The organism is Thiorhodovibrio winogradskyi, from assembly GCF_036208045.1.
In the GTDB taxonomy this organism is placed as follows: Bacteria; Pseudomonadota; Gammaproteobacteria; order Chromatiales; family Chromatiaceae; genus Thiorhodovibrio; species Thiorhodovibrio winogradskyi.
Genome location: NZ_CP121472.1, coordinates 1,515,154 through 1,533,554 on the forward strand (window position 1 = coordinate 1,515,154; position 18,401 = coordinate 1,533,554).

The following is an 18,401-nucleotide window of genomic DNA, read 5'->3' on the forward strand; positions in this document are numbered from 1 at the left end:
TGTTGCCCTCAGACAATGGTTTGCGCCGGTCGGGGCGCGACGCCATCGATGACCAGGCCCAAATCAGGATCGTAGAGCCAATCGCTGATCTGCACGAAGAGTCCCGGTACCTGCTCTTCGACATCGCCCTGATCTAGCAGGCACAAGGCATCACGGCGCGGAATGTTGACTATATAGCGCTGCAAGCGTCGCATCAACCAGCGATCCGGGCCGCTCTTGCGCAGAGTGCCGAGCAGAATATCGAGATCATGATCCCCGGCATCGCGGTCGAGCACTACTACCGGGACGCTGTCCTCGTCCTCAATCAGCCGAAAGCGCTCGGCGGCGCTGCGGAACTGCACATTGAGTTCCTTGGGGTCATCGATACTAAGCAGGCGGCGGATGCTCTGGGCGTCGAGATCGCGACTGTAGTAGAGCCGCTCGAAATAGTCGGCAAAGCGGAGGCGGGCCAACGGATCGCCGTCTTTGATGTCATGCAGGGTCGAGCGACAGGCATCCTCGGCCGTGCGCAGCAAGCCCGGTGCGGAAGGCTCAGGCGGGATGAAGACCACCACCTCGCCCTGATCCAGTCGCCCCTCGCGGTTGCAACGCCCGGCGGCCTGGCCGATGGAGTCCAGCCCGGACAGGGCGCGATAGACGACGGGAAAGTCCAGGTCCACGCCGGCTTCGACCAGTTGGGTAGAGACCACCCGGGTTGGCTCGCCGGCGGCCAGACGCTGCTTGATGGCACGAATCACCCGCGAGCGATGTGCCCCGCACATGAGCGCCGACAAGTGCAGGGTTCCGGCCGGCATGACGCGGAACAACTCGCGTGCATGGCGGCGGCTGTTGACGATGACCAGCGCCGAGTCGTGGCGACCGAGTTCCTCGGCCAGCGCCTCCCAGGCGACGGGGGCATGCCAGTCTCGCGGCAAGCGCACCCGCACCCGCCTCAGTTGGTCTTGGAGCGCATCTGGATCGGGGATGATCTCGCGAACATCGTCGAGTCCGTCAAAATTCCGCGCGCGGTCGAAGTAGCGTCGCGTGCTCAGCACCGGCTGGGTGGCGGTGGCCAGCACCAGGGTCATGCCATAGTGCTTGGCGAGCAGATTCATGGCATCGACGATGGGCTGCAACAGCGCCGGCGGCAGTAGTTGCACCTCATCGAGCACCACGACACTGTTGACGATATTGTGCAGCTTGCGACAGCGCGAGGTGCGCGCGGCGAACAGCGACTCAAAAAACTGAACGCTGGTGGTCACCACAATGGGCGCATCCCAGTTCTCGCACGCAAGCCGGCTGCGCAGCGTTTCGGCATCCGGCGTCGCGTCCGCCGCGCTGTGATGCTCCAACACCGCATCGCCGAAGATGCCGCGAAACACGGCGGCAGTCTGTTCGATGATGCTGGTATAGGGGATGACATGAATCACCCGGCGCTTGTCGTGCTTGAGGGCATGGCATATCGCAAAAGCCATGCTCGCCAGGGTCTTGCCGCCGCCGGTCGGCACGGTGAGCGAAAACACCCCAGGCGCCAGTTCGGCTGCCGCGCGGCACTGCTCCAGCACCTGCGCACGCAGGCGGTTGACCTGGGTCGCCGGCGCCTGATCGACTAGCGCCTGCATGGACTGGTCGAAAACCGGCGCGAGGCTGGCAAGTTCCGGCCAAGCGGTGCGCCGCTCGGCCTGCTCGGGAGCCATGAAGGCTTCGGTATCCAGGAAATCCGCATCGACCAGACAGGAGAACAGCATCCGCACCCAGAGCGCGAAGCCCGCTTTACCGCCAGGCACTTGGCGCAAATCGGCAGGCGGCAGCAGCGGATGCGGACTGTCATCGGGTGGACGGGCGGCGAGGCTTTCGGCAAGTTCGTCGCGCGCGTCATCGCCGGCCATGCGCGTACTCAGTCCACCATCCCAGTCATGCAGACCGGCGTGGTGCCCGGCGATCACATAGGCCAGCACGCGGCCGGCAAGACCCAGTTCCCGCTCCGCCAGCAAGGCGCCCGCCGTGGAGTGGGGTGCGCGTCCCGGTCGCGCTTCGAGATGGGCGGTTTCCGGGTCCAGCCCAACGGCCTCACGGATGTAGCGCTGAAATCTTGGTCTGAATTTGCCAAGATCGTGCCAGAGTCCGGCGGCGTTGGCCCAATCCGAAGAGCCGAATAATCCGGCGAAAGCTGAGGTCAAGTTGGCAACGGCTTTAAGGTGCTCGGAAAGTGAATGGTAATGCCACTGGTCTTTCGCGTCGCGGCGAGCGTGCGCAAGAAATTGCATTTTCATAGACATGGAAAATTCCTGGTTAACGTGCATGCCCAAATCCAATCACATTGGCAAGCAAAATCCTCAGCTTCAGAAATGCCTCGAGCAGCGGCTTGTGGCGGATTATTTTTTTTGCAAACCGGCATGACTATGCCAAACGTATTGCGAGCAATCTGTGCCCGTAGCAGACCTTGAATCAGATTCTGGTGTATGCCGGGGTTTCAAGTCAAAGCCACAGCTAGGCAAAGGTGTTTTCCTGGCAGGACATCGGCCGGCTCGGCACCTTGGGGTTAAGATGCGAGGCCTGTGCAGCCTTGCAACGCAAGTCACATATATAATCAAGGCTTTTTGCGCCACTGGAGAAGTCCCGGACGCCCGGTTGATGCCGCGCCTGAAGGTGATTTTGACCATGGCCATCCCGATGAAACCCGAAAGACTGGAGGATTGATGTCTGCTCTGGCCGCACAGACCGATCACGGAAAGAACCGCCGCAAAGCTATCTGCGGAATTTGTCCGGCAGGCTGTTGGGTGGAAGTGGATTATGACGCCGCCGGCCGCCTCGACCGGTTGCGGCCGGACCGCGACCATCCGCTGGGCGCGCTCTGCACTCTAGGTGAGCATGCGCGCGAGATTATCTACTCCGAGCATCGGCTCAAACAGCCACTGCGACGCAAGGGGCCCAAGGGCTCGCTGGAGTTCGAGCCCATTGGCTGGGACGAAGCCTTCGAGCTGATGGTCGCGCGGCTCAAGGCGATTAAAGCCGAGTCCGGGCCGGAGGCGACCGCCATCTATACCGGGCGCGGCAGCTTTGAGCTGGCGATGTGCGATCTGTTTCAACCCCAAGGGGTGGCGGTCTCCTCGGCCTCCAGCGTGCTCTTTCCCTTCGGCTCGCCCAACACTCTGGGCGTGGGCGCGCTCTGCTATGTCTCCATGGCGATGATCGCGCCCCACGTGACCATGGGCGGGATGTTCATCAATATGTTCTCGGATATCGAGAACGCCGAACTGATTGTGGTCTGGGGTGCCAATCCGGCCACCGATAGTCCGCCGCGCGATCTCGAGCGTATTCTCGCGGCCAAGCGGCGCGGGGCCGAGGTGGTGGTGATTGACCCGCGCCGCACCCGCACCTCGCGCCTGGCCGAGGCCGAGTGGATCGCGCCGCGACCCGGTACCGACGGTGCGCTTGCGTTGGCGCTGGCACAGGTGATCATTGAGGAGGCGCTGTTCGACCCGGCCTTTGTGCGCGACTGGACGCTGGGTTTCGAGGATTTTCGCCAGTACATCCAGGGTTTTCGCCCGGAGCAGGCCGCGCGCATCACCGGGGTGCCGGCCGAGCGAATCCGCGGCCTGGCGCGGCGCCTGGCCAAGGCCAGGGGCGCCAGTCCGGTGATGTACACTGGCCTTGAGTACAGCGATTCAGGTGTGCAGGCCATCCGCGCCACGCTGGTGCTCTGGGCACTGGCGGGCCAGCTGGACGTACCGGGCGGACGCTGCTTCAGGATGCCGAATAGCGACTTCCCACCCAATCGCTCGCGGCTGCTCGCCAATCCTGCGCTGGAGAAAGCCCTGGGACGCGAGCGTTTTCCCATCTACAGCCAGTATCGCGGTGAGTCTCACGCCATTGCCCTCCCGGAGTCGATCCTCGCGGGTAAACCCTATCGCATTCGCGGCCTCATCATCCTGGGCGCCTCGCTCATCACCTCCTGGCCGCAGCCCGAGGTGTGGAAAAAGACCCTGAACGCGCTGGATTTCCTGGTCAGCATCGATCGCCAGCTTACCGCCGACTGTGCCTACGCCGACCTGGTGCTACCGGCCACGACGGGCTTTGAGATCGACAGCTACATGCGCTATGGCCCCATCTTCCGCCTGCGCGAGCAGGTCATCGACCCGGTCGGTGAATCACGCAGCGATTTTCTGATTCTCGCCGAGCTTGCCCGCCGGCTTGGTTACGGTGAATGCTTTCCGCGGGACGAGGAGGCCATTATTCGTTTCGCGCTCGAGGGCAGTGGCTACAGCCTGGAGGATGTGCGCGCCGCCGGTGGCTGGGTCAAGCGCGACACCCCCGAAATGCGCTATCGCAAATGGCAAGCAGGTCTGTTGCGGGCGGATGGCCAGCCCGGCTTCGATACCCCCTCGGGCAAGCTCGAGATCGCCTCCAGTATTCTCGCCGAGCACGGCCATGATCCGCTACCGGTCTATACCGAGCCCGCCGAGGGACCCTTGGCCAATCCGGCACTGGCCAAGGATTATCCGCTGGTGTTCAACTCAGGCGCGCGGGTGACGACTGACTTCCGCTCCCAGCATCATGGCATTCCCGGGCTGCTCGCGAAGCGACCGGAGCCGACCGTGACCATCAATACCCGGGATGCCGAGGCGCGGGGGATCGCTGACGGGGACAAGGTGCGCATTCGCTCGCCCCGCGGCGCGGTCGAAATGCGCGCCTTGGTCACCGATGACATGGTCGCGGGTGCCATCGACGCGAACATGGGCGGGGGCACCCCAGTTGGCCCGGACGCCTGGCGCGAGGCCAACATCAACGAGCTGACGGATATCGCCCGCTATGATCCCATTAGTGGCTTTCCAATCTACAAGACCTTGCTGTGCGAGGTGGAGCCAATGGGCTCCATTAGGACTGAACCCAATCAATCGGACCTCGGATGATCCATTGTTGCCAGCACATCGAGTTGCTGTTTAACCTGCTTAATCCACCGCTGTTGATGTCGCTCGGATTCAAAGCCCACTGGCTGCTCGCCAATCAGCTTGAACAGACCGAGTAGCATAGTGATATAAATGACCCTTTGGGCGCATGCCGCGTCCGCGGCTTGGGTGCCCAAATCGCGGATGTCAGTCACGTGATTTCGCGACTGTTTAGACTCATCCGAAATCAGGCGGGGGGATCCCTTGCCGGTTAGACTGAGGAATTGCTGGGTGGGAGCCCGGCGGGAAGGGGCGGGACTGGATGACCTGATCCCGCGGAATAATAAAGGGGCCGAGCCAAGTGCAGGGTCCGAACCAGGAGAGAATTAACATGAATGGCAAACTGACTCGCTGGATGATGGCGGCGGCGACCGGACTGGCGCTGACCGCGACCGCTGCCATGGCGGAGGATCGCGCCGACTGGCCAAGCAGCATGACCATTGGGACAGCAAGTGTTGGTGGTGTTTATTTCGTCTACGGTAACGGCCTTGCCAGCTACATTGGGGAAGCGCTCGGCGTTAATGCCAGCGGCGAGATCACTGGGGGCCCGTCGCAGAATGTGACCTTGGTGCAAATGCAGGAACATGACATTGGCCTGGTCACCATGGGGCCGATGTACGAAGCCTGGACTGGCAAGAGCGAACTGGCGCCTGGGTTGGAGCACAAAGATGTGCGGGCCTTGTTCCCGATGTACGAGACCCCTTTCCACGGAATCGCGCTGAGTCGCTCCGAGATCGAATCGGTTGCCGACCTGGAAGGCAAGCGCGTGAGCGTCGGACCGGCCGGTGGCACCGCTGGAACCTACTGGCCAAGGTTTTTTGAGGCGCTCGGCGTGACGGTGCGCCCGTCCTTTACCGGCGCTTCGGATGCCGCCAGCCAGTTGAAGGATGGCCTGATTGATGGCTTCACATTCGCAGCCGGCGTGCCCATTGGTGCCTTCTCGCAACTCGCGGCTGAAACCGATGTGAAGACCTTTGGTTTCACGCCGGAAGAACTCGAAACCATTCTGAAGGAGTTCCCCGAGGTCGCCGCCTACACCATCCCAGCCGGCACCTACGCGGGACAGACCGAGGATGACAACACAGTGGCTATGTGGAACTTCGCCGTCGTGCACCGCGACATGCCGGAGAGTCTGGCCTACGAGATCACCAAGCTGGTGCTCGAAAACAACGATCGCATGCTCAAGATCCATGCCGCGGCCAAGGCCACCTTGCTTGAGAACTGGGTCAACAACAGTTTCCTGCCTTTCCATCCGGGTGCGGTGCGCTACTTCGAGGAACAGGGCATCACCATCCCTGACAACCTCCGCGGCTGAGGCTGACTCAGCTTTGACCAAGCAAGCCAGAGACTGCATCGAGCGCAGCTCTGGCTTTTTTTTGCGCCGATGAAATCCTTCGCGAAGGGGAAACCGATGACCACAGACGCACCCCAGAATGACTTGCGGAAAAGCTTGCGGAAAAGCCCAGGGAAAACAGGGCAGTCAACCACCACAGCCGTCGCGCCAGCAACGAGTTCCGTCGATGCCGAGGTGGTGACCTCCAACCAGCGCGTTTTCGTCGGTTTGCTCGGTCTTTTGTTCGCGGGAGCCTGTGTGCTCTATACCGCTTTTCATGTCGGAGTGATGAACCTCTACCCGCTGGAGACCTGGGTCTATCGCCTGATCCATGTGTCCTGCGGCCTCGCGTTGGGTTTTATTTTCTTTTCCGCCCGCGCCTTCCCCGCGCCGGATGGCGGCCAACGCCCGGCAAGCTGGCTGGAATGGATCCTGCTGCTGCCAGCCGCGGTGGCTATTTTTACCGCGCTGGTGCAAATCATCTGGGCCATTTTCACCGACGGCCGCGTGGCCACGGGCGCCCCGCCGGAGCAGATGCTGATGACCTTCGGCTACCCGATCCTGCTCGGGACGGTCTTGGCGATTCTCGCCTCCTGGGTCTCGCCGCTGGGCGCACGCGACCGCCTGCCACCGCCGGATCTGCTGCTCGCGGTGGCCGCCATCACCGTGGGGCTGTACATCATTTCGCATGCCGAGTTTCTGCGCTTTCGCGCCAGCGTCTTCCCGCATGGCAATGACATGTACGCCGCCATTGCCGGGATCCTGCTGATCCTGGAGATGACGCGACGGCTGGCGGGCGTGGCGCTGGTGGTGATTGTGGCGATCTTCATCGCCTACGGTTTCGTCGGCCCTTGGCTGCCGGGGGTGCTGGAGCATCGCGGCTATGCGCCGGAACGCTTTTTTGCCTTTATCTACACCGACAACGGCATTCTTGGACCCACCACGGCGGTGTCATCGACCTACATCATTCTGTTTATTACCTTCGCGGCCTTTCTGCAGGCGAGTCGCGTGGGGGAATATTTCGTGAACTTCGCCTTTGCCGCCGCCGGCGGCGCGCGCGGTGGCCCGGCCAAGGTGGCGGTGTTCTCCTCCGGGCTGATGGGCATGATCAATGGCACCTCGGCCGGCAATGTGGTGTCCACTGGCTCGCTGACCATTCCGCTGATGAAGCGGGTCGGCTACAAACCGCAGACCTCGGCGTCGATCGAGGCGGCGGCCTCCTCGGGTGGGCAGATCCTGCCGCCGATCATGGGCGCTGGTGCCTTCATCATGGCTGAGATCACCGGCATCGCCTACACCGACATTGTGATCGCGGCCATCATCCCGGCGGCGCTGTATTTTCTGTCCATGTATTTCATGGTGGACAAAGAGGCATTGAAGCTCGATATGCACGGCCTGCCGCGCGAGGAGCTGCCCCAGTTCGCCGCCATGGCGCGGCAGGCATTTTTGTTCATCCCCATCGTTATCCTGATGGGCGCCCTGTTCATGGGTTATTCGGTGATTCGTGCCGGCACCCTGGCGATGGCGGCCGCCGCCGTGGTGAGCTGGCTCACGCCCCATCGCATGGGCGGGAAAGAGATCGCCTACGCGCTGGAGATCGCGGCGCGGATGTCGCTGCAACTGGTGGCGGTGTGCGCGGCGGCGGGCATCATCGTGGGCGTGATTGCACTGACCGGTGTCGGGGTGCGGTTCTCGTCGCTGCTGCTGGCGCTGGCGGGACAAAGCCAGATTATCGCGCTGGTGTTCGCCATGCTGGTGGCCATTATTCTCGGCATGGGCATGCCCACCACGGCGGCCTATGCGGTGGCGGCGAGCGTGATCGCGCCGGGTCTCATCCAAATGGGCATCAATCCGCTGACCGCGCATTTTTTCATCTTCTATTTCGCGGTGATGTCGGCCATCACGCCGCCGGTGGCGCTGGCGGCTTACGCCGGCGCGGCCATAGCGCGCTCCGATCCCATGCGCACCAGTCTTGAGAGCTTCAAAATCGGCCTGGCCGCCTTTGTGGTGCCCTTCATGTTCTTTTACTCGCCGCCCATGCTGATGCAGGGCGCCTGGTATCAGAACCTGCATGCCTTCCTGAGCGCGGGATTGGGCATTTTCCTCTTTGCCTCCGCCATCCAGGGCTGGTTCTTCGGGCAGATTCACTGGACGCTGCGCATTCTGGTATTGGGTGCGGCGCTGGCGATGATTGGCGGTGGCTGGCAGTCGGATCTCATCGGCCTGAGCGTCGCCGCGGTGATTTTCGCCGCGCAGCGTTTTGTCCTCAATCCGGTTAAAAACCAGGACCAGTTAAAAACCAGGACCAGTTAAAAACCAGGGCCAGTGAAGAACCAGGAAATTTAAAGTCGGATCCGCGAACGAGGGGTTTCCCTGGCCCAAGCCAGACATTCTGACTGCCATTTGCTACTCATCCTGATCATATCGATACCTGTCGATTCTTTGTCCCTCAGCCAATTTCGTTACGCGCCCAAAGGCGAGATTGCGTTTTGGCATAAAAGCAATAAAACTTTCTTTTCAGTTCAAAAAGCCAGATAAAAGAAAAGATGCTTGCATTAACAGAGGCCGAGCAAACCGCCTTGACGGCCTTGGGCGCGCGCCTGCGACGTCGCCGCCTGCTGGCCGAGGAACCACAGTTTCGCGCGGCGGTCCGCATCGGGTTCTCGGTGCCGACCTATCGCAACTGGAGCAGGGTGATCCTAGCGCGCAAATTGGTGCCTGGCTGCGCGCCATTCGGCTCTATGGCGCGCTTGAAGAGGTCGACCGGCTCATCAATACTCGAGTCATTGTTCGACTCTGACCTCAGTCGCCAGCGTGCTCCGCGTTGTCAATGAACGAAAAAACCAGGCAACCCCTGATGCAAGTTTCAGTCTGGCGTCGCACCCCGGCAGGCGCGCTATTGCTCGCGGGCGAGTTGCGCATCGCGGCACCGAACCGCTGGCGGCCTTCAGCAGGGGGGATTTCCGCTATGCTCCGGATTATCTCGAGCACGCCGAGGCGCTGGCCTTGGCCCCCATCCATTTGCTCCTGCAGCCTTCTATGACGCCCAACAATAGCGCATACCGGCCAATTCCCGGCTTAACAATTTTACACGATAAGACACATAAATCAGCCGAGCGATGACCTTCTATCGCTAGTCAAGGGTCGGTAAGGTTCCTCGTGCGGCAGGAGACTGACTAATAGCTTGAGGTAGAACACCGGCAAGAAGCATTCGAGCCCTGATGGTGTAGGCAGGATCCAGAGGCCGATCACCAAACCAACGATGTACAGGGTTAAGGCTACCGGACGTTGCAGATAGACGGGTGTTTTGAGTACCAACGTCGCCGCGGCAAGCAGATAGGCTCCGGCAACAGCAGCCCAGGCTGGTTTGATCTGGTCCGAATGCGGCGGCAGGTTGGATACAGCACAATTCAGAATGGTTCTGCTTCTGTGCGTAACTGTCCATCGGAACCCATGGCGAACCACAGTTTTTTCGATTTCTCCCGATCCTTCATTCAGCCATGCCATGCTGCGATTTCGCGTGTCGCACGACCTGCCGCCCGCGTCTATTTCAGCATGAAAAACCCAATCCGTTCCTGCAAGTTCTCTGCCAGCCGGCGCAGGCTGATCGATGCATCCGCCACCTCGCGGGCATTCGTGGCGATCCGATTGACATTGGCCTCGACCACATGGACGTCCTGACCCACGGTTTGCGAAGCGCTCAGAATCTGCTCGGAGGCCGCGACAACTTGTTCGATGCGTTGCTCGAGGGATTCGATGTGCTCTTCGATGCGTGTTAGGGCTTGATCGGCGCGCTGGGCGAGCTTGGCATCCGCCGTCGTCTTTTCCGATGCTTTGCCGGCGGCCTTGCCCAGCGCGATGACGCGGGTCTGAATACTCGCGGCAATCTCGGCAATGCGTGCATTCGATTGCTGCGTGCGTCGCGACAGCGCGAGTACCTCCTCAGCCACCACGGCAAAGCCTCGGCCCTGCTCACCGGCGCGGGCGGCTTCGATTGAAGCATTCAGGGCCAGCAGATTGGTTTGGGAAGCAATTTGCTCGATGTCGGCCACGCTTTCGGAGATGTGCCCAGCCTGAACATGCAGCTCGGCAACTTCCTGCTCAAGCTGCTTGACGTCGGCGGCGATGCTTTGGATGTCCGCGATTTCCGTATGAATGATCCCGGAGCCTTTGGTGGCGAGCTCGCGCGTGTCCACGGCATAGGCGCTGATCTCGCCGATGCTGGCTGACAACGCCTCCATGGTCTGGGTCATTTGCGTCGCGGCCGCTGCAATCTGCTCGATTTTGACTTGCTGCTCGGCGGTGCCTTGCTGAGCCGTCTCGGACAAGTCGTTCAGGTGGGAGCCATGCTGTACGACGTCACGCGCGGCCTGCTCGACCTGACCAACGACGTCGCGCAGACGCGTACTGGTTGAAATCAGGGACGCGGTTAGGGACCCGATTTCGTCTTGGCGCTCGGAGGGCTTGAGCTTCAAGCGCAACTGGCCGTTGGCCAAGGCCTCCAGGCTGTTCACACCTTCGCCGAGCGGGCGAAAGGCCGCGCGGATGTAGAACCACAAGCCTGCGACAGCGGCGAACAGAATCAATGTGGTAAGGCCGAGCAGGAGCCGAGCTTGCCGTTTGGCGTCGCGATAATCGGCCGTGATATCCCGTGCCGAGACCAGATAACCTGCAGCCGTCCCGTCGCTGTCGGCAATGGGTTGACTGGCTACGGAAAGCACCTGATCAGCGACCGCGACGGTCTGCAATTGCGCCTTGTCGGCAGGGCGCTTGAGGCCCAGCGCGGCGAACGCAATCCCGCTGCTCGCGGCCTGCGCGCTTCCCTGTGGTCCGAGAACGAATACCTGACCGCCATCGCGTTCAGCCATCAACCGCGCAAGCACCTGAGAATCGATCAAGTACAATCCGGCACCATAGAGACCGCGACGCCCGCCGATAGGGATGGCGAGGCCGAGATACAGACGTCCGTCCGAGCCCAGCTCCAGTCCCGACGCCTGTTCGTTTTCGTCGAGTGCTTGTGCGGTCAACCGCGGCAGATTGGGAGGTTTTGGTTGCTCCGGCGCCGAGTAGAGCAGTTCGCCGTCGGTGCCGCGAATCTGCATGACGGAAAAGACATCCTGCTCTTTCAGAAGATTGAACAGCGCCTCGGCATGTTTCTGCAAGCCTGCGCGATCTTGGGCTTTTAGCGCGGTCTTGATCGCGAAATCATTGGCCAGCGCATCGGCCTGAGCGCGCATGCGGGTCAGCTGCTCGTCAATTGACGCCTGCCAGGCGTAGGTCTTGCCGACATTGACGGGTTCGGCCATCCCGGTTTCGAGTTGGCGCTGAGCGACGTGGTCGACGATGGAAATGGACAGGGCGGAGACGACCACGATGACAGTGGCCGCGAGCGAAATGCGATTGCGTAACAGCACAAGGATCTGACGCCTCTTGCGACAGGGCAGTCCGCACAACGGGGAGTCCGTTGGGGGACGGAGATTGACGTCGGCTGGAAAGCGACCTGACTCCCTGAGTCCAGCGGTGGCGTCAGCGGTGATTGAGGGTGTTTTGAGGTTAGACCGCTGCAGCAAAATCTGCAAGCATGGGGGGATCTGTCATCACACAAACGGCCTTCGAGGTCATGACATTGTCATCCATGCGAAGTAGCATCAATCAACGGTCCGTCGGGGGGGCTGGGGCGGTCGAATCATGAGACTCCGCGGTTTACTCCCCCGCTGGCTAGCGCGACACGTTAATGACGCCAGTGAACAAGCGGTGATCAACGAGCCTGAAAAGTCATCGGCATTGCGCGCCTGGGAGGATCTCGACCCCTGGGAGCGAACGGAACTGCTCGAGGCCTTTGGCCACTATCAGGACAGCTTGTCGCCGACATGCTCCATGGATATCAAGAACGAGCGCTTCATTAACTGGTTGCGAGAGCACAGCGTGCTCTGGCCAGGACAGGACTGAACCGAGGCGGGCGCGATTTCTCCTCGCCGGGCTTGTCCGGTTCCTGTTTGGTCGGAGTTGAGACGGACATCGTGCCGCCAAGCGCTGATCCGCTCCTTTGGAAACGCAAACTGAGCAGCATTCGAGGATCCCACAATGACCCATCTCGACGGCATGGACTGGATCCAGGCGGAACTCCAGGATTCATTCGATGAGGACTTCGAACTGGAGTTGTCCGAGCCGGCGCTCTCGCTCGAGCTCCGCAAACTCTACAAGCGGCGCCATCCGGAAACACTGGATCGCAACACCTATTTTCGCGCCCTGCTCAAGCTGCAAGCCGAGCTAATCAAGCTGCAGGATTGGGTGGAGCACACCGGGGAGAAAATTGCCGTGATCTTCGAGGGCCGCGATGCCGCCGGCAAGGGTGGTGTGATCAAGCGCATCACCCAGCGGCTCAATCCGCGCGTCTGCCGGGTGGTGGCACTCAGTAAGCCGACGGAACGAGAACGCACTCAGTGGTACTTTCAGCGCTATGTGCCGCATCTGCCATCCGGCGGCGAGATCGTCCTGTTCGACCGCTCCTGGTACAACCGTTCCGGCGTCGAGCGGGTCATGGGCTTCGCCACCCCCGAGCAAGTCGAGCAGTTCTTTCAGGACGTGCCGGAGTTCGAGCGCATGCTGGTGCGCTCCGGCATCCGGCTCATCAAATACTGGTTTTCGATCACCGACGAAGAACAGCAACTGCGCTTTCTGATCCGCATCCATGACCCGCTCAAGCAGTGGAAGCTCAGCCCGATGGACCTGCAATCGCGCGTGCGCTGGGAGGCTTACACCAAAGCCAAGGAAGAGACCTTCGCGCGCTCAAACATCCCCGAGGCGCCCTGGTACGTGGTCGAAGCCAACGACAAGAAGCGCGCCCGTCTCAATTGCATTCACCACCTGCTGGAACAAATTCCTTACACGGAAGTTGAGCACGAGTCCATCAGCCTGCCTGACCGGGTGTTCGACCCGAACTATGAGCGTTCCACCCTGCCCGCCGAGCTGATGGTGCCGCAGCGTTACTGATGCTTGGCCGTGACGCACTCCTATCCTTTCGATCCAACCTACGGCTACACGCTCGACGGCCTGTTGTCCATCCAGCCTCCCCAAGCGCCAGCGGATTTTGCCGCATTTTGGCAGGCGCGCTACCGCCAGGCATTGGGCGTCGACCCAGCACTGGAGTTAACCCGATCCGCGAACCAACGCACCGGGTGGCGGGTGTGGGACTGCTGCTATCAATCGACGGAGGGCTTTGCGATTGGCGGTTGGCTGCTCGAACCCACCGAGCGTCCGGCAACCCAGGCTTTTCTCGTGGGGCACGGCTACGGGGGCATTGATCAACCGGATTTCCCGCTGCCTTGTGCCGATGCCGTTTATCTGATGCCCTGTTTTCGCGGGATCGGGCGTAGCCGCCGAGCACCGATTTCCGAGGATCCTCGGTGGCATGTTCTGCACGACATCGACCAACGCGACCGCTACATCATCGGCGGTTGTGTGCAGGATCTCTGGATCGGTATCAGTGCCTTGTTGGCCCGCTTCCCGCAGTGCGAATACCATATTGGCTACATGGGCATCAGTTTCGGCGCCGGAATCGGCGCCTTGGCGCTGCCTTGGGATCAGCGGATCGCGCGCGCCCATCTTAACGTTCCCACCTTCGGTCATCAGCCACTGCGCCTGCAACTGCCAACGCTTGGCTCGGCCGCCGCCCATCAGCGTTTTCAACGCCACCATGGTCACCTGTTGGAAACCTTGGCGTACTACGATGCCGGCTCGGCTGCGCGATTCATTCGTCAGCCCGTTCATGTCGCCGCGGCGCTGTTTGATCCCTATGTCGCGCCGCCGACGCAGTTTGCCATCCATAACGCGCTGGCAGGCCCCAAACAGCTATTCGTCCTGGCGACTGGCCATGCCGAAAACCCGGCACGCAGCGCCCAGGAGCACAACCTGCTGGATGCCCTGAGGAGATTCTTCTGTCACCATGAATCGGGAATATCACAGTTGGTATAGCCCACGCCTCGGCCGGGACATGGAGCTGCTGGTCTTCGGACATGCGGGGGCGAAGGTCTTGGTGTTTCCAACCCGCGATGGACGCTTTTTCGAGTATGAAAACCTGCGCATGACCGAGGCGCTGCGACCCAAGATCGATGCCGGCCAGCTCCAGCTCTATTGCGTCGACAGCCTCGATTGGGAGGGCTTCTACTGTGACTGGGCTCATCCGGAAGGGCGTATTGCCCGGCACCAGGCCTTCGAGGACTACATCCTCAACGAGGTCCTCCCGCTGATGGCCAGCAAGAACAGCCACCCCTGTACCATCGCGCACGGCTGCAGCTTCGGTGCCTTCCATGCCGCCAATATCGCCTTTCGGCATCCGCATCTCTTCCAGAAGTTGAGCGCCTTCTCCGGGCGTTATGACCCGACCTTGAATGTCGAGAACTTTCGGGATTTGTTGGATGGGCATCGCAGCGAGCTGATTTACTACCACTCCCCGGCGCACTACCTTCCTGGACTCGATGGCTGGCGGTTGGACGCCTTGCGCCGCATGGACATCATCTTCGTGATCGGGCGCGAGGATCCCTTTCTCGACAACAATCGCCATGTCAGTCGCATCCTGTGGGAGAAGGGCGTGTGGCATGCGCTGCATGAATGGGATGACCGTGCCCACAGCGGTTACTACTGGCGACGCATGGCACCGCTTTATGTCTGAGCAATATCGGTTCAAACAGCTTGTCCCAAATCGCGGCTTCTCCCCGCGGCGGCGAGGGCTTCTACAAGCCTGCGGTGCGTTGAGCGCTGCGACTTGCGTGGCACCATTACGGGCGGACCTCTGGTGTGAACGCGATCCCTTCGCCCTGGGGGTTGCCTCCGGTTATCCACAACCGCGCTCGATGGTGCTTTGGACGCGGCTCGCCCCCGAGCCCTTGGCGCCGGACGGTGGCCTGCCGGCGGAAATCATCCAGGTTGCTTGGGAATTGGCGCGCGATCCTGGCTTTCGTCAGATCGCCGCGAGCGGTACCGTCTATGCGGAGCCCGCCTGGGCGCACTCGGTGCATGTCGAGCCCGAGGGGCTTGAGCCCGAGCAAACCTACTGGTACCGCTTCCACGCCCTCGGCGCGACCAGTCCGGTCGGGCGCACGCGCACCGCGCCGGCGCAATACGCGCCTGTTTCGCGATTGCGGTTGGGTGTGGGGTCTTGCCAACATTATGCCCAGGGGTGGTTTGGCGTTTATCGCTACGTCGCCGCCGATGCGCTTGATCTCTTCCTCCACCTCGGGGATTACATCTACGAATCGACCTGGGGCGATGACCTCGTGCGCTCCCAAGGGGGACAGGAACCCGTCACCCTGACCGATTATCGGCGCCATCACGCGCTCTACAAGACCGACCCGGACCTGCAAGCCGCGCATGCCAGCTGCCCATGGCTGATGGTCTGGGACGATCATGAGGTGGAGAACGACTATGCCGGCGCGATCTCCCAGAACAATGACGATCCGGCGTGGTTCCTAAAGCGCCGGGCCGTGGCCTATCGCGCTTACTACGAGCACATGCCGCTGCCGCGCACCATGGTGCCTTTGGGGCCGTCCATGCGCATTCATACGCGGTTGCACCATGGGGCGCTCGCCGATCTGCATCTGCTCGATAATCGCCAATATCGTAGTCCGCAGCCCTGCCCGAAGCCGGGGCGCGCGGGCGCGGCCATCATCCGCGACTGTAATCAACGGCTAGACCCAGCCGCCACTCTGCTTGGCACGCGTCAGGAGCAGTGGTTGGCGGCCAATCTGCGCGCCTCGACCGCGCACTGGAATCTGCTTGGTCAACAGACGCTGATGGCCCAGGCCGACAGTGCCCCGGGGCCGGGTCAGGCGTTCTTTTCCGACGGGTGGGACGGCTATCCGGCGGCCCGCCAACGCTTGCTCGACATTCTCGCGGAACCCCAACCGCGCAATCCGGTGGTGCTCGGCGGAGATGTGCATGCTTTCTGGGTCGCCGATCTGAAAAAGAATTTCGATGACCCGCGCTCGGCGACCGTGGCGAGTGAATTCGTGACGACCTCGATTACCTCCCAATCACTCCCCGAGGACCGGATTCAAGCCACCGTGCGTGAGAATCCGCATCTGCGCTACGCCAACGGCACCGAGCGCGGCTATCTGCGGCTGGACGTCACCCCGGAGCGCGTCCGCGCCGATCTTCTCGCGGTGCCGTCGGTCAAGGTGCGCGCACCATCCTGCCATGTGCAGGCGTCTTTCATTGTCGAAAAGGATCGTCCTGGGCCAGTCCCGATCTGATGCAGGGGCATTGGTTTTCCGCAATAGCGACCGCAGCCGCGACAGGGGAGATGGCGGTTGCGGGGAGCACGCGTGCAATACGGTCATCACTCGCCCGATGAACTGCGCGCGTCATGTGCCGTGCGGCGGAGCGCTAAATAAGTCGTGTTTTCGGACTCGTTGAATCCGAACCTGGTGTTCTAACAGGTTCGGCCTTTACCGCGGTCACGGATTGGTGCGGGAGTTTCAGGACGTCTTTTCGGACACAACCAAAGGGTGACGAAGAAATGCCACCCTTTGCTGATGAGCTTGATCTTGCGCAATACCAGACAGAATTTTTAACGTCGGCAGCGGTTGCCGCAATCCGCGAGCAAATGTTCTCCAATTGCGGGCGTTGTTTTCGGGGAACTGTATCACTGCCTCGGTGCGGAACGAATCTTTGGTGGCCGAGGTTTGGTGGCCGAGGGGGTCGATGCGCAACGGATCGCTGCATCCATCCGGGACGGCTGGCTGGCTGTTGATGTGCATTAAAGGGAATTGACGCCCCTGAACCCCAGCCTGGGGCTCGGTGAAAGCGATTCGATCCGACGCTCACGGGAGGATTATCAGATTCTGCGCAGGCAGGACCGGGGTGGCCTGCCTGGCAACGGATCCCTGGGGGCTTTGAGCGCACTTGCGTGGAAGAATCTGTCCAAGCTGCCGCAGTTTTTTGTGCGAGGTGCTGATGACCGATGATGCCGATTGACCTGAGTTCGCCCCTGATGCGCCAACTGGCGTTCGGCCTTGGCGCGCATGTTGGTTTTGCCAGAAGGCCGCTTGCGCGCGCAGGTCGATCAGCACCATTGTCTAGTCTAGTGGGCCTTTTTTCAGTGAGGACGAGCGTTTAAGTCATTTTTCAGATGATTGGTCGAGTTTGGAGCGGCGGGTACGAGCACGGGTATCGCGCTGGCCTCGATGTTGAAATTCAAGGGTGGGTTGAGTCGCCGAATTTCCCCATCCAAGAGTACCGGCAGGCTTGTGGTGCCGGGTAACTCGATGCGCACAGTGGTGCTTGTCTCGGTCAGGAGCACATCCTCCATGCTCCAGGCGCCGGACATCAAACGCGCGAGCAGCGAGCGCAGGCGCTTCAGCGTGGCGCGGCGCATGGCATAAAGCGCGAGCAGGCCTTCATCCAGGCGCGGGCGAGCCGGCAACACATTAAACGCCGGTTCCAGGCGGTTGTTGACCACCACTAGGGTGCGTGAGCACAGCCGCTGGGTCTTGTCCTCCGTGACCAGGTGCAGGCGCAAGTGCGGATAACGTCCCCACAGCCTGAGGGCCTTGACCAAGAGTGCCGGCCAACGTCGCCAGCGGGATTGTTGACGGCGCTGCTCGCGATAACGCGCCAGCAATGCGGCAACGCCGACCATGCAGGCACAGAGGAAGGGGTGGCCATTGACCCGACCAAGATCAATCCAACGCAGGACGGGATTCATGAGCTCCGCCAACGCCTGTTCGGGATCGGGAGGGAGCCCCAGGTCGCGTGCGAGCCAGTTCATGGTGCCCCGCGGCAGAATGCCTAGCGGAACCTGGGCGCCTTTCAGTGCTTCGACAACGGCTAGCACGGTGCCATCGCCGCCGAGTACGAAAATGGCACGCAGATCATCGCCCAGGTGCGCTTGCAGGGCTTGGCGAAAATGCATGGGCTCGAAGGCCATGTGCTCGAGTTCCAGCCCGTGCGTGGTCAGACCCATGCGCAGGTGCTCGAGGAGGGCGGTCTGCGCGTCGCGTGCGGCCGGGGTGTCGCCGGCGGTTGGATTGAAGATCGCCAGCACCCGCCCGGATCGGGAATCGCCACTGGCCCACTGGGACCAAAAACTGGACTCTTCAGCAGCGGTTGCACCGCTGCGCGTCGGTGGGGGCGGGTTCGCC

14 protein-coding genes are annotated in these 18,401 nt (G+C 61.5%); 9 read left to right on the plus strand and 5 right to left on the minus strand.

The window, feature by feature from the left end; translation table 11 throughout:
• Window positions 1-8: 8 nt before the first annotated feature.
• Entirely contained in the window at window positions 9-2,159 is a 2,151-nt protein-coding gene (gene cas3, locus Thiowin_RS06845) for a CRISPR-associated helicase Cas3' (RefSeq protein WP_408034173.1), read from the minus strand.
• 600 nt (window positions 2,160-2,759) lie between these two features.
• Here cas3 and Thiowin_RS06850 point away from each other — a divergent pair.
• The 4 genes from Thiowin_RS06850 to Thiowin_RS06865 all read left to right on the plus strand — a co-directional run bounded on the left by Thiowin_RS06850 (window position 2,760) and on the right by Thiowin_RS06865 (window position 9,095).
• Entirely contained in the window at window positions 2,760-4,892 is a 2,133-nt protein-coding gene (locus Thiowin_RS06850) for a molybdopterin-containing oxidoreductase family protein (RefSeq protein ID WP_328987000.1), read from the plus strand.
• Window positions 4,893-5,259: 367 nt separating this feature from the next.
• Window positions 5,260-6,243: a TAXI family TRAP transporter solute-binding subunit gene (locus tag Thiowin_RS06855; protein ID WP_328987001.1), complete on the plus strand. Its 984-nt coding sequence runs from the start codon at window positions 5,260-5,262 to the stop codon at window positions 6,241-6,243.
• A 96-nt stretch (window positions 6,244-6,339) separates the two neighbouring features.
• Entirely contained in the window at window positions 6,340-8,574 is a 2,235-nt protein-coding gene (locus tag Thiowin_RS06860; RefSeq protein WP_328987002.1) for a TRAP transporter permease, read from the plus strand.
• Between the two features lie 233 nt (window positions 8,575-8,807).
• Window positions 8,808-9,095, plus strand: coding sequence for a hypothetical protein (locus Thiowin_RS06865; protein WP_328987003.1), 288 nt, complete (start codon window positions 8,808-8,810; stop codon window positions 9,093-9,095).
• A gap of 274 nt (window positions 9,096-9,369) precedes the next feature.
• Here the strand turns inward: Thiowin_RS06865 and Thiowin_RS06870 are convergent, their stop codons facing one another.
• Window positions 9,370-9,768 (minus strand): hypothetical protein, encoded by a 399-nt coding sequence (locus Thiowin_RS06870; RefSeq protein WP_328987004.1) that lies wholly within the window; start codon window positions 9,766-9,768, stop codon window positions 9,370-9,372.
• Between the two features lie 38 nt (window positions 9,769-9,806).
• The gene (locus tag Thiowin_RS06875; RefSeq protein WP_328987005.1) at window positions 9,807-11,675 is read right to left on the minus strand and encodes a methyl-accepting chemotaxis protein; all 1,869 of its coding nucleotides are present in this window, start codon (window positions 11,673-11,675) and stop codon (window positions 9,807-9,809) included.
• Window positions 11,676-11,949: 274 nt separating this feature from the next.
• Between Thiowin_RS06875 and Thiowin_RS06880 the strand changes: the two genes are divergently transcribed.
• The 5 genes from Thiowin_RS06880 (at window position 11,950) to Thiowin_RS06900 (ending at window position 16,511) form a co-directional block, all read left to right on the plus strand.
• Window positions 11,950-12,210 (plus strand): hypothetical protein, encoded by a 261-nt coding sequence (locus tag Thiowin_RS06880; protein ID WP_328987006.1) that lies wholly within the window; start codon window positions 11,950-11,952, stop codon window positions 12,208-12,210.
• A gap of 135 nt (window positions 12,211-12,345) precedes the next feature.
• A complete protein-coding gene (gene ppk2 / locus Thiowin_RS06885; RefSeq protein ID WP_328987007.1) occupies window positions 12,346-13,254 on the plus strand; it encodes a polyphosphate kinase 2 in 909 nt (302 codons plus the stop codon).
• Window positions 13,255-13,263: 9 nt separating this feature from the next.
• Entirely contained in the window at window positions 13,264-14,235 is a 972-nt protein-coding gene (locus Thiowin_RS06890; RefSeq protein WP_328987008.1) for an acetylxylan esterase, read from the plus strand.
• A complete protein-coding gene (locus Thiowin_RS06895) occupies window positions 14,207-14,932 on the plus strand; it encodes an esterase family protein (protein ID WP_328987009.1) in 726 nt (241 codons plus the stop codon). The genes Thiowin_RS06890 and Thiowin_RS06895 overlap by 29 nt, the downstream gene beginning before the upstream one ends.
• 97 nt (window positions 14,933-15,029) lie before the next feature.
• The gene (locus Thiowin_RS06900; RefSeq protein ID WP_328987010.1) at window positions 15,030-16,511 is read left to right on the plus strand and encodes an alkaline phosphatase D family protein; all 1,482 of its coding nucleotides are present in this window, start codon (window positions 15,030-15,032) and stop codon (window positions 16,509-16,511) included.
• Window positions 16,512-16,736: 225 nt separating this feature from the next.
• Here the strand turns inward: Thiowin_RS06900 and Thiowin_RS06905 are convergent, their stop codons facing one another.
• Window positions 16,737-17,018 (minus strand): hypothetical protein, encoded by a 282-nt coding sequence (locus tag Thiowin_RS06905; RefSeq protein WP_328987011.1) that lies wholly within the window; start codon window positions 17,016-17,018, stop codon window positions 16,737-16,739.
• A gap of 338 nt (window positions 17,019-17,356) precedes the next feature.
• Window positions 17,357-18,304 carry a diacylglycerol/lipid kinase family protein gene (locus Thiowin_RS06910; RefSeq protein ID WP_328987012.1) on the minus strand — a complete coding sequence of 316 codons (948 nt, stop codon included), beginning with the start codon at window positions 18,302-18,304 and terminating at the stop codon, window positions 17,357-17,359.
• Window positions 18,305-18,401: the final 97 nt, after the last annotated feature.